The following is a 12406-nucleotide window of genomic DNA, read 5'->3' on the forward strand; positions in this document are numbered from 1 at the left end:
AGGTTGCAAACTCGTTCCACCACCTGGGATTGGCCGGCCATGATCCGACAGGCCCCGTACCTGCGGACCGAAAGCATCGCTACCGCCCCCTTGTTCTCCCGCGAAGGCGGGAGCCCAGACTGGGTTCCCGCCTTCGCGGGGAAACACGCTTGCAACGCGGACCGCGTGACCGCCGCAGTGGCCAGAAGGCTACCGGCCAGCTAATACCGTCTATCGACCCCGGTTCTGGCAGGCAGGAACCACTCCCCCACGACGTGGCACCGATCGTCGATCGTCGATCGAAACCCAATCGAGCCAGCCTCGGCGAGGCAACGCCCACCACGCCCCAGATCAGCCAAAGATCTCGGCGTCAGTCGCCAGGCGTCAATCAGCGCACGCCGACTCTCAAATTCCGATCAGGCCGCCCACTTCGCCAGCCAGTCGGCCAGCGCCTGCGGACCCATCGACCGCGCATCCGCGAGCTCGGTCTCATGCCCTGCATTCAACAGCTTGTTGGTCCGCGGATCGACCACCAGCACCGCCGGCACGCCCTTCAGGCGGCCCTTGATCCCGTAACCCGCCGCGATCTGCCCGTTCTTGTCGAAGCGACCGATGTCGACCGTCACGACAACGAACTTGCTGTCGACGAAACGCTTCATCTCCGGCAGGTCGATCGTCCCCGCGAGCAGACGGCAATCGAGACACCAGTTGCCACCGAGGTCGATCAGCAGCCGCTTGTGCGTCTTCAGCGCCCGCGCGCGCGCCGCGGCGACCTGCGCATTGGCGTTCGCCGACTCATTATACGGCAGCGGCAAGGGCTGGGGCAGCTTGTCGAAGCTCGCCGTGTTGACGTGCGGCGCGGCCACCTTCGCGCGGGGCGCTGCCGGCGCGGCTACCGCAGTGGCGAGCAGGGCGAGGGCAGCGGTACGGCGCAACGACATCATTCATATCCTCCGATCACGGCATTCAGGAAGCTCGGGAATGGTCCGTTCCAGCCATCCGCCGGCGTATCGGCGACCGGTTGGCGGCGACCCCCGGTGGGATCCGCAGGAATACGCTCCGTCCGTGGGGGTTCGACCTTTGCCACTTCCGAACGAACAGCTTGCGAGCGAACCGGTTCCGACCGCACCGGCTCCGCCTGCACCGGCTCAGACCGAACAGGCGCTGTGCGAACCGGTTCGACATACGCGGGTTCGACATACGCGGGTTCGACATACACGGGCTCGACCCGGGTGGGCTCCGCAACGCGCGGCTTGACCGCAGGCACGGGCTCGTCGATCGGCGTCCGCTCCCAGCGCGGCCGCTTCGCCACCACTGGCTCGACCGCAGCCAACACCTCGGCGATGACCGCTGGCGCAACCGTGTCCTCGCGCGGAACGCGACGCGTCCGCGACCGCTCGCGGCCAGTGTCCACCGCAGCAGCATCCGGGGCGACATCCTCCGAACGCCCGCTACGACGGTTCCGCGACCGAACACGACGCGGTGAAACCTCGTCGTCCTCCGCCGCGGCGGCAACCGGTGCGGTCCTCGGTTCGGCAACCTTCAGCCGTTCGATCGTCTGGCCGGTAAGCTTCTCGATATTGATGATATTCTCGGCATCGTCCGGCGCGACGAACGTATACGCCGTTCCCGTCGCCCCCGCGCGGCCCGTCCGCCCGATGCGGTGGACATAATCGTCCGGATGCCAAGGTGCGTCATAGTTGAACACCGTCGAGACGCCCTTGATGTCGAGCCCTCGCGCCGCGACGTCCGAGGCGACCAGGATCGTCACCGCGCCGGTCTTGAACAGCTCGAGCTCGGCCAGCCGCTGCGGCTGTTCCATGTCGCCGTGGATCTCGCCCGACTTGTAGCCCGCCTGCTTCAGTACCTTGTTGAGGTCGCGCACCGTCGTCTTGCGGTTGCAGAAGATGATCGCGTTGGTCACCTCCTCCTGCGCGAGGATGCGGCGCAGCGTATCGCGCTTGGCGGTCTGGCTCGGCACCGGCACCAGATACTGCTTGATGTTGAGGTTGGTCGACGCCGGGCGCGACACCTCAATCGTCTTGGGATTGGTCAGGAACTTGTCCGCCAGTTTCTTGATCGGCGGCGGCATCGTCGCCGAGAACAGCAGCGTCTGGCGCTGTTTCGGCAGCTTGGTGCAGATTTCCTCGATGTCGGGGATGAAGCCCATGTCGAGCATCCGGTCCGCCTCGTCGATCACCAGCAGCGAACAGCCGTTGAGCATGATCTTGCCGCGCCCGAACAGATCCATGAGCCGGCCAGGCGTCGCGATCAGGACGTCGACGCCCTTCTCGAGCGCGGCGAGCTGGTCGCCCATCGACACGCCGCCGATCAGCAGCGCCATCGAGAGGTTCGAATTGACGCCGTATTTCTCGAAATTCTCCGCCACCTGCGCCGCGAGTTCGCGCGTCGGCTCGAGGATCAGCGAGCGCGGCATTCGCGCGCGGCTGCGGCCATGCGCGAGAATGTCGATCATCGGCAGCACGAACGACGCGGTCTTGCCGGTGCCCGTCTGGGCGATGCCGATGATGTCGCGCATCATGAGCACCGACGGGATCGCACCGGCCTGGATCGGGGTCGGCTCGGTGTAGCCGGAGTCGGTGACTGCCTTGAGCAGTTCGTCGGAGAGGCCGAGATCGGCAAAACTCATGCAAATGTCCGGTAAATGGAGGGTGAAATGCACTGCCCTCAAGCGTTCCGGCGCTCGCCGATTTAGCGACAAATGTCAAGGAAACGCGGCGAATGGAGGGCGGGGAGGGGGCTTGGGGCAGATTCTTAGTCATGCCGAGCTCGTTCCGCCGCTCACGGTTTCCCGGACATGAAAGATTTGAGCTGCAAAACGGCTACCACCCTATTGTTCTCTCGCGAAGGCGGGAGCCCAGTCTGGGTCCCCGCCTTCGCGGGGAAACATGCTTTGATCGGTTTCGGCGGCCAATCGGTAGTGTATCGGGCGGTGCAGATGGCGCTCGCGGAGTCTCGACTTGGCCTACCCGACCTACTTCTTCTTCGCCCGCAAGCTCTTGAACCCCTCGATCTCGCAGCGTGCACCCGAACGCATCCGGATCGCATCGCGGTCCTTGCAGATCATCCCGTCCGGGCCCGGCCGCAGATAGAACCCCGAATAATAATCGAGCGGCTTGCAGTCGCCGTCGAGCCGCGCGCGCAGCCGCGTCGTGTCGTCCATCACCAGGTCGACTGCGCCATCCTTGTTGAGCATCGCACCGGCGATCTCGTCGACCGCGATGCATTTGGGGCCCTTATGCTCCTTCCAATCGGTCGGCGGCGCATAGTTGCGGATTGGGGCCCGGCTCATCCGCGGCACGCGGATGATGATGCGTTCGTGGATCGAGACCTGCGCGATCTGCATGCCATCAAGCTCGAATCCAGAAGACTGCCCGGGTGACGGTACATCGCGCAATGCCACAGCAAAGGGACCCGCGAGCGCGAGCAGGGTGGCGGGTATCGCGGGGTGAATCATGGTGTCTGGATCATGCTGACGTAATCGTTAGCGCCTATCGTTGAACGCGCGATGAATTTTGTCTAGCGCCTCGTAGATGGCCGAAATTCAGTCAGCAATCCTGACGCCTTCGCAGGCGGCAATGCTCGAATCGCTCTCCTCGCATTTCGACGCGAAGGCGATCGTGACCAACCCCGCCGATATCGATCCCTGGCTGCACGATTGGCGCGGCCGCTTCCACGGCGTCGCGCCCGCGTTGCTCGCACCGGCCTCGACCGCCGAAGTCGCGCTGATCGTCGCGGCCGCCGCCGAACACCGCGTGCCGCTGGTCGCGCAAGGCGGCAATACCTCGATGGTCGGCGGCGCGACCGCCCCCGCCGACGGCAGCGCGCTGATCCTGTCGCTGCGTCGCCTGAACCGCATCCGCAGCCTCGACACCGACGCCGGACTCGCCATCGCCGAGGCCGGCGTGATCCTCGCCGACCTCGACGGCGCCGCGCAAGGGCAGGGGTGGCGCTTCCCGCTGACGCTCGGCGCACGCGGCACGGCGACGATCGGCGGCCTCGTCTCGACCAACGCCGGTGGCACGCAGGTCCTCAAGTTCGGCACGATGCGCGGCCTCGTCGCCGGCGTCGAGGCGGTGCTCGCCGATGGCAGCATCTACGACGGCCTGTCCGCGCTCAAGAAGGACAATCGCGGCTACGACCTCGACCAGCTCTTCATCGGCGCGGAAGGCACGCTGGCGATCGTCACCGCCGCCACGTTGCGTCTCGCCCCTGCGATCGCAGCGCGTGGCACCGCCTGGGTCGGCATCGCGTCCCCCCAAGCCGCGTTGAAGCTCCTGCGCACGATGCAGGCGAAGACCGACGCGATCGAGAGTTTCGAGATCCTCCCCGCCGAGTCGCTCGCCGCCGCCATCGCGCACCTCCCGAACGCCCGCGCGCCGCTCGCCGGCCGCCACCCCTGGCACCTCCTGATCGAGGCGACCTCGGCCACCACCGAAGGCGAGTCCCCAACCGCGCTGCTCGAACGCCTGCTCGGCAAAGCCCTCGAAGACGGCGCGATCGAAGACGCGACGATCGCCACCAGCGAAGCCCAGTCCACCGCATTCTGGCTGCTCCGCGACTCGCTCTCAGCCGCTGAACGCGCGCTCGGCCCCGCGACGCAGCACGACATCTCGATTCCCGTCGATACGATGCCACGCTTCATGATCGAGGCGGCGGCGGCGTGCGACGCGCGCTTCCCCGGCACGCACGCGAGCGGCTTCGGTCATCTCGGCGACGGCAACGTCCATTTCCACGTCCGCGCTGCGCCCGGCACCGACCCTTCGCACTGGTATGCCGAGGACGCGCCGGTCGTCACTCGCTTCGTCGGCGACCTCGTCGTCGCGGCCGGAGGCTCGATCTCCGCGGAGCACGGCATCGGCCAGATGAAGCGCGACGAACTCGAACGCCTCTCCTCGCCCGCGCGGATGACCGCGCTCAGGGCGATCAAGTCCGCGCTCGATCCGCTCGGCATCCTCAACCCCGGCAAGCTCGTCACACTTGCACGCCCGCCCGGCGCACCATAGAGCCTCGCCCCAATCGGTGGCATGAGCCACCGGCATTTCGACCGACCGATCCGGAGAGTAACATGGCCAGCACCGCCCAGCTTCCGCTTTTCTATAATGGCCTCGAGCCGCTTTCGAGCGACACGCACGCGAACTACAAGGTCCGCCCGCAGGACAGCGCGCCGTTCCTGGTCGGCCAGCATGCGATCCCGATCACCGTCGACGAGTTTCCGCTGGTCCAGCGCCACATGCCGATCGTCTTCTCGGTCGGCGACGACGCGATCCCGCTCGCGCTGATGGGCCTGAACGAGGGCGTCAACGTGTTCGTCGGCGAAGACGGCAAGCTGACCGAGAACACCTTCTACGTACCCGCCTATGTCCGCCGTTACCCATACATGCTCGCGCGCCTCCACCCGGATGCGCAGGAGCTGTCGCTCTGTTTCGACCCCACCTCGCAGGCGATCGGTGATTTCGAAGACGGCGACGCGCTGTTCGAGAACGGCCAGCCGACCGAGCTGACCAAGAACATCCTCGGCTTCAACGAGTCGTTCGAACAGGCCGGCGCACGCACGCAGAACTTCATGAACGAGCTTCGCGAGCTCGAGCTGCTGATGGACGGCGAAGTCACGATCCAGCCCGATGGCGCCGACCAGCCGTTCGTCTATCGCGGCTTCCAGATGATCAACGAGGAAAAGCTGATCGACCTACGCGGCGATGCACTGCGCAAGATGAGCAAGTCGGGCATGCTCCCGCTGCTGTATGCGCACCTGTTCTCGCTGTCGCTGATGCGCGATATTTTCGCGCGCCAGGCGCAGCTCGGCATGACCCCGCAGCAGCAGATGCCGGCCCCTGCGCAGTTCAACGTCTGATAGCGAAACCGGGAGGCCGCGAAAATTATTTGGGGTGCGGTGCAGCAGGGGTTGAACCAAAACGGCGCTCACCCATTTAGATCCTGTACGGCATCGTGTCCCCCCCTTTCGCGGCGCCGTACGGGACGCTTCTAGCGTCCCTCCTCCCTGAACCTAGGCCACTCCGTGCGACATGCACGGGGTGGTTTTTTTTGGCCTGCGCAATGCGGCGGGCCCGTCCTTTCCTCCCACCCGTTGCGTGCCCGTGGAATTATTCGAAAGTCTCGACGTCATCCTGCTCGCCGCGCTGGTCCTGTTGGTCCTCGCGCGCAAGTTGAACGTGCCGTACCCGACCTTGCTGGCGGTGGCCGGGATCGCCTTTGCGGCGCTGCCATTCGCGCCGAAGATCACGGTCGAGCCGCACCTGGCGCTGGCCTTGTTCATCGCACCTGCGTTGCTCCACGCCGCGTATCACACCAGCCCGCGCGCCTTGCGGCGACACTGGTTCCCGCTGCTGAGCCTCGCGGTGTTCGCGGTACTCGTCACCTCCGCAGCGGTCGCGCTGGTCGGCGTGACGCTCGGCGGGCTGCCGCTTGCCGCCGCGTTCGCCTTGGGTGCGATCGTCGCACCGCCCGATGCCGCCGCATCGGAAGCGGTGCTCGGCGAAGTCGGCATCCCGCGTCGCGGCCTATTGCTGCTCCAGGGCGAGAGCCTCCTTAACGACGCCACGGCGCTGTTGCTGTTCGGGCTCGCGGTGGCGTTCGCGACGCATTCCGACACGCCAGTGACGCCACTCGCGCTCGCCGCGGCGGTGCCGGGCGGGATCGTCCTCGGCGTCATCGCCTCGTGGCTGTACCTCCGCGTGACGCCGCTGTTCGCGCGGACGCTCGGCGCGAGCCTCGCCGATTTCGCGGTGACGTTCGGCATCTGGCTGCTCGCCGAGCGGCTGCATATCTCGCCGGTGCTCGCGGTCGTCACGTTCGGGATGATCGTGTCGCAGCGCCGCCCGATCGGCCAGCCCGCGCGCGATCGGTTGCAGGGCGCGGCGGTATGGTCGGCGGCGGTGCTCGTCCTCAACATTATCGCGTTCGCGCTGATGGGGCTGCAATCGCGCGACGTGCTGGTCGGCCTGCCCGCCGCCGAGCGCTGGCCCGCAATCGGGTTCGCCGCCGCGGTGCTGGCGACCGTGCTCGTCACTCGCATCGCGTGGGTGTTCTTCGTGCGGTTCGTCGAGGGCGTGATCGCCAGCCGTTACGCGCCGTCCTGGCTGCCCAAGCCTCCCCCCTGGAATGCGTCGATCATTCTGTCCTGGTCGGGCATGCGGGGCCTGCTGACGCTCGCGACCGCGTTCGCGCTGCCGCGGTCGGTGCCGGGTCGCGACCTGATCGTGCTCGCCGCGTTCGGCGTCGTGATCGGCACGCTGGTGCTGCAAGGGCTCACGCTCGGCCCGTTGATCCGCCGTCTCGATCTCGGCGCGGACACGGGGCTTGCCGACGAAATTGCACCCGCGCGCAAGCGGCTGATCGACGCAGGCCTCGCGGTGCTGCCAGCACGCGAAGGCGCAGCAGCGGATGCGTTGCGCTTCCGCTACGGCGCGGCGGGCAAGGTCACCGCGGAGGCGGACGATCCACAGGCAACCTCCGAATTCGACGAACTCCACCTCGAGATGATTGCCTGCCAGCGCGTAGTGCTCCACGAAATGCGCGACAAGGGCGAGGTGGCCGAGGACGTCTATCGCCGCTTGCAGGAGGAACTCGACTGGGCGGAGGTCGACGCGCGTGCGTTTGGGGACAACATCCTCACGGCGACCTGAGGGCGTGCGGGGAACATCGGCACACGCTATGCGGTTTGAAGGAACCACCGCAGAAAGGGTCGATGCATGTCCGAGGCGAATTCGTGAGCAAGTCCGTGAAGCCCGCACCGCCGACGACACTAGTGATCTTCGGCGCCTTTGGTGACCTGACCCGCCGCTTGCTGATGCCGGCACTGATCAACATGACCCGGCTCGGGCTGGTCGGCGATGATTTCCACGTTCTCGGCGTCGGCATCGACGAGGGGAACGATCAGTCGCTGCGCGAGGCGCTCGGCAGTTTCGACGCGAAGGGCGGCGAGGGCGATGGCGAGAAGGGCGACGCGTGGGCGCGGCTCAAGGACCGCGTTAGCTATCTCCAGGGCGATTTCACCAAGGACGACGTCTTCAAGCAACTCAAGGCCCGGGTGAACGGCAACGTCGCGTTCTACTTCGCGGTGCCCGCGAAGTTCTTCGGCACGATCGTCGACAAGCTCGCCGACCACGGCCTGATGGCGGAGACGCCGCATGGCTTCCGCCGGATCGCGATCGAAAAGCCGTTCGGCCACGACCTCGCCTCCGCCCGCGATCTCAACGCACGCATCCTCGCCCGCGTGTCCGAGGCGCAAATCTACCGGATCGACCATTTCCTCGGCAAGGAAACCGTCCAGAACATCATGACCGCGCGGTTCGCGAACATGATGATCGAGCGCGTCTGGAACTCGGACTGCATCGCGCACGTCCAGATCACCGCCGCCGAGACGGTCGACGTCGGCACGCGCGGCAAGTTCTACGACGGCACCGGCGCGTTGCGCGACATGGTCCCCAACCACCTGTTCCAGCTGCTCGCGATGGTCGCGATGGAGCCGCCCGCGAGCTTCGATGCCGAGGCGATCCGCAACGAAAAGGGCAAGGTGCTCAAAGCCGTCCGCGTCTATTCGCCCGGCAAGGCAAAGCGCAATGGCGTCCGCGGCCAGTATACCGCTGGCAAGGTGAAAGGGGTGGATGTCTCCGCCTACACCGCCTCGCCCGACGTGGCGCCGGACAGCCGGACCGAGACCTATGTCGCGCTGAAGCTGATGGTCGACACCTGGCGTTGGGCGGGCGTGCCGTTCTACCTGCGCACCGGCAAGGCGATGACGTGTCGCGACACCGAGATCGCGATCACCTTCAAGCCGGTCCCGTTCGCGTCGTTCCCCGGTGCCGCCGCCGACATGCTGCCGCCCAACCGCCTGATCATCCAGATCCAGCCCGACGAGGGGCTGAGCATGGACATCAACATCAAGCGTCCTGGCCTCGAAGTGGCGACCGCACCGATCGCGCTCGATTTTCGGTACGCCGACGAATTCGATATCGGTCACCTGACCGGGTACGAGTCGCTGATCTACGACCTGTTCGTCGGCGACCAGACGCTGTTCCAACGGGCGGATGCGATCGACGCCGGCTGGGCCGCGGTACAGCCCTTCCTCGACCTCTGGGCGCATGACGCCGGCATGCCGGAGCCCTACGAGGCGGGCACGCTCGGTCCGGCCGCGGCGGATGCCCTCCTCGCGCACGACGACCACACTTGGCACGAACTCGCGCCGGCAGGGCAGACCGTCCCATGAATCCACCCCGGCGAAGGCCGGGGTGGTATGTTTAGTCACATGCGATTCGTGCTCAAACCCGCTCGGTCAGCTCGATCTCGCCCTCGACCTCCATCTCATCCTCGTCGCCCATCTCGTCCATGTCGGGCATCGTGAAGTCCGCCTTCCAGTCATAGACCTTCTCGACCCCGCCCTGCACCCAGACGCGCACCGCGCCCGAGGTGATCTCGCCGCCCATCGCGCCGACGAAATCCGCCACCAGCGAATCCGCCGCATCCTCGTGATCGGTCGCGCCCGGAATCGTCGCGGCGGTCATTTCCTCATCGAGTTCGATGATCTGCGCCCAATATTGCTTCGCCATGTGATGCTCCTGCGTAGATAAAAAGCCGTCAGCCGGGGTCTATGAGATGCCGTCAGCCGGCGGTGATAATCGGATGATCCTCGCGCAGCCGGTCCGCCAGCCGCTCGACCGCGTCGACCTCGCTCGCGCTGCCCGACGGGGTCACCGCCCAGTTGCAATGCGCGTGCGTCGCGAGGCTGTAGACCTTTACGTCGCCGACGATCAGCCGCCACCGCCGCCGATCACCGCTATTGTAGCGGACGAGGTTGGTGACGAACAGGCTCTGGAGATCCGATGCGGTCATCCGCGCCCCATAGCGACAATCGCCCGCCCGCCGCCACCGCAAACGGGCCAGCGATTGTCACGACTAATCTAGCAACAAACGGCGAACGCTACGAACCGACTGCGATCGACGCCGTTACGCCGGGATCGTCCCGCAGCCGCAGGAACAGCGTCCCGCCGACCGGCTTCGGCACCGCGAGCGAAGCCCCGGTGAACCCGTCCGGCACGCGGACCGCGTCGGCAAACCCAGCATTCGCCGCAATCGACTCGATCAGGAACAGGTCGGTCCCGGTCAGTGTACAGGTCTCGTTGCACGCCACGCCAGCCAATGCCGGCGTCCGCACCAGCGTCGTGAGCGGCACCCAATCCCCCGCAACGCCGCCTTGCACCAGTCGCCATTTGAGCGGCCCATGCGCGGAAACCCCGAGCGCCTTGCCCGGCTCCACCGACACCACAGCGATCCGGTCGTCCTGCACCGTCAGCCCGCGCCCCGACGTGACACTGGTCGTCATCGCGCCGTCCGCCGTCGCGATCTCGACACTGTCGCCCGCAGAAAACCGCGTTCCCTCGGCACGCAGCGAGAACGTCAGGCGGGCATCCTGCGCGATCGCCGTATCACCGGCCAGCACGACCGGCAGGCCAAGGGAGGGTGGCACGACCACGCTCTTCGCGATCAGCGTCGCTCTAGGCCGCGCCGCCGCGACGACGAACTTCATCGACCGCTTCCGTCCATCGGTCAGCGTCACGAGCGCCGTCTTCGCCTGGCCCGCCGCGAACGTCGGCACCGTACCCGCCACCAGCGCCAGCCGATCCGCCTTGTCCGCCCGCACGACGTCACCCGGCTTGAACGCGACCCCGTCGATCATCATCGACGCCACCAGATCGAGCCGCGTCCCACTCAGCGTCCCCGCCGCATCGCCGGCATACAGCGTCAGACCGTCGATCCGCCCCGCCTCTGCGAGTGCGGTCAACGCGAGCTTGTCCGGCGCCTCGACCCCGTATTGCTTCACGAGCAGCGACAATTTCCCCGGCGCGGCCTTGGCCAACGGCAAGGTCAGCCCGATGCGCTCGCCGGTCGACGTCCACGCGAGCGGCACGTCGCCCGCCGCACCGACCAATGTCACCGACTCCACGCAACTCGGCGTCGGCCCCGCCAGCGAGACCGCGTTGTCGCGCCCGACCACGAGACTCTCGGGATCGGTATCGACCATCTGCCACCCGCCGGCCCGCGGCACCTGCAACCGAAACCGCGGCCCGTCGAACGGCGTGAAGCCCCAGCGGCCGTGCAACGTCGCATCGGTCACGCTGCTCAACCCCGCGGTCCGCATGCCGACCTGGTCGAGCACATAGCCGCCACGCTCCGCATCCGCCTGCACCGGGAGCTCGACCACGCCCCCCTGCGGCGTCGTCACCCGCAAGCTCATGTCGTGCGCGAACTTGGTCGCATAGATCAGTGGCGCACCCTCGACGGGCAGCACCAGATCGGGCTTGGCGGCACACACCAGCCGGTCCGCCTCCGCGCGTCGCATCGTCGGCGTCTGCGGCGGACCCGTCTCGATCACCGGCATCGCCACGACCATCACCGACTTGGGGCTGGCGAACGACGGCGCCGCGTTCAGCAACAGTGCCAGCCGATCGTCATGCGCCCGCGCGAGTGCCGGAATATAGCGGAACTGCGTCGTCTGGAACGCGCCGAAGATCTTCGCCAGATCGCGCACCACGCCGATATACGGGCTATAATAGCCAAGCCCGCCCTCCGGCGTCGCGCTCAGTTGCAGCGCCAGATCGGTCGGCGCCCCCACCAAGGTATCCGCCAGCGTCGAACTCTGCCCATCCGCCAGCACCAGCGAATCGCGGCTCTGCGTCAGGCAGGACGCTTGCAGGTCCGCCGCGAGATCGAGGCACTCCGCCTTCAACTTGATCGCCAGACTGCGCGACAACAGCGGCGATACCGCCTCGATCCGCTCCGGCCGCGTCCGCTCCAGCGCATGGATCCCGTCGAGAAACGCATCGAGCCGCGCGCGATCCAGCGACGCCTGGTCGAGATCCTGCACCGCGCGCACGAACGCCCCCGGCTGCTTGCGTACCGCCGACACGACAGCATCGAAACCGCCGCTCTCCGGCACCAGGAACACCACCAGTTGCCGCGCGCCCTCCGGTACCGTCAACACCAGCGTGTTCTTCTTCGCCTTCCACGTCTCGGCCTTGAAGAACCACGACTTCGGTGGCGGCTCGGTCGCACCGCGCAGGAACGCCGCGACCAGCAGATAGCGCGCGCCGTCGTCCTTCTTGCCGACGGCCAGGTCCGCCGCGATCGACACGCGGTCACCGGTCGCGAGTCTCGGCACCTGCGCGATCGGCAACGTCGTCGTCCCATGCGTCACCCCGACGCGCAGGCTGGGCCCGGTCAGGTCGAACGGTGCCGGATCGGCGCGCGCAGCCAAGGGCACCAGCGCAGCAGCCAGCGCGCAGAACGGAAGAAATCGAAGCATCATCACGGGCGATCTCGTCGTCGGAAGCATCACAGATGGCCTGTACCGGTGTCGATAATAGGGCAAGATGCGGCACTTGCCCGA

At 66.8% G+C, this 12406-nt stretch carries 10 protein-coding genes; 4 read left to right on the forward strand and 6 right to left on the reverse strand.

Translation table 11 applies throughout. The features are described 5' to 3' along the window. Nucleotides 1–395: 395 nt before the first annotated feature. From AC1ME3_RS10165 to AC1ME3_RS10175, 3 genes are all read right to left on the reverse strand, one after another. Entirely contained in the window at nucleotides 396–923 is a 528-nt protein-coding gene (locus AC1ME3_RS10165; protein WP_480953068.1) for a thioredoxin family protein, read from the reverse strand. Then, the gene (locus tag AC1ME3_RS10170; RefSeq protein ID WP_480953069.1) at nucleotides 920–2629 is read right to left on the reverse strand and encodes a DEAD/DEAH box helicase; all 1710 of its coding nucleotides are present in this window, start codon (nucleotides 2627–2629) and stop codon (nucleotides 920–922) included. The genes AC1ME3_RS10165 and AC1ME3_RS10170 overlap by 4 nt, the downstream gene beginning before the upstream one ends. 345 nt (nucleotides 2630–2974) lie before the next feature. Continuing rightward, the gene (locus AC1ME3_RS10175) at nucleotides 2975–3346 is read right to left on the reverse strand and encodes a hypothetical protein (RefSeq protein ID WP_480953070.1); all 372 of its coding nucleotides are present in this window, start codon (nucleotides 3344–3346) and stop codon (nucleotides 2975–2977) included. A 187-nt stretch (nucleotides 3347–3533) separates the two neighbouring features. Here AC1ME3_RS10175 and AC1ME3_RS10180 point away from each other — a divergent pair, with 187 nt between their 5' ends. The 4 genes from AC1ME3_RS10180 (at nucleotide 3534) to zwf (ending at nucleotide 9229) form a co-directional block, all read left to right on the forward strand. Next, nucleotides 3534–5006: an FAD-binding oxidoreductase gene (locus tag AC1ME3_RS10180; RefSeq protein ID WP_480953071.1), complete on the forward strand. Its 1473-nt coding sequence runs from the start codon at nucleotides 3534–3536 to the stop codon at nucleotides 5004–5006. A gap of 62 nt (nucleotides 5007–5068) precedes the next feature. Further along, nucleotides 5069–5854, forward strand: a complete 786-nt coding sequence (locus AC1ME3_RS10185; RefSeq protein ID WP_056047545.1) for a SapC family protein — start codon at nucleotides 5069–5071, stop codon at nucleotides 5852–5854. Nucleotides 5855–6092: 238 nt separating this feature from the next. Continuing rightward, nucleotides 6093–7646, forward strand: a complete 1554-nt coding sequence (locus tag AC1ME3_RS10190; RefSeq protein ID WP_480953072.1) for a cation:proton antiporter — start codon at nucleotides 6093–6095, stop codon at nucleotides 7644–7646. An 83-nt stretch (nucleotides 7647–7729) separates the two neighbouring features. Continuing rightward, nucleotides 7730–9229, forward strand: a complete 1500-nt coding sequence (zwf, locus tag AC1ME3_RS10195) for a glucose-6-phosphate dehydrogenase (RefSeq protein WP_480953073.1) — start codon at nucleotides 7730–7732, stop codon at nucleotides 9227–9229. A gap of 52 nt (nucleotides 9230–9281) precedes the next feature. Here the strand turns inward: zwf and AC1ME3_RS10200 are convergent, their stop codons facing one another. The 3 genes from AC1ME3_RS10200 to AC1ME3_RS10210 all read right to left on the reverse strand — a co-directional run bounded on the left by AC1ME3_RS10200 (nucleotide 9282) and on the right by AC1ME3_RS10210 (nucleotide 12322). Next, a complete protein-coding gene (locus AC1ME3_RS10200; RefSeq protein ID WP_056047554.1) occupies nucleotides 9282–9569 on the reverse strand; it encodes a hypothetical protein in 288 nt (95 codons plus the stop codon). A 52-nt stretch (nucleotides 9570–9621) separates the two neighbouring features. Then, a complete protein-coding gene (locus AC1ME3_RS10205; protein WP_056047557.1) occupies nucleotides 9622–9852 on the reverse strand; it encodes a hypothetical protein in 231 nt (76 codons plus the stop codon). Between the two features lie 88 nt (nucleotides 9853–9940). Then, the gene (locus AC1ME3_RS10210) at nucleotides 9941–12322 is read right to left on the reverse strand and encodes a hypothetical protein (RefSeq protein ID WP_480953074.1); all 2382 of its coding nucleotides are present in this window, start codon (nucleotides 12320–12322) and stop codon (nucleotides 9941–9943) included. Between the last annotated feature and the right edge of the window lie 84 nt (nucleotides 12323–12406).

The sequence above is a fragment of the Sphingomonas sp. BL2 genome, from assembly GCF_056680015.1.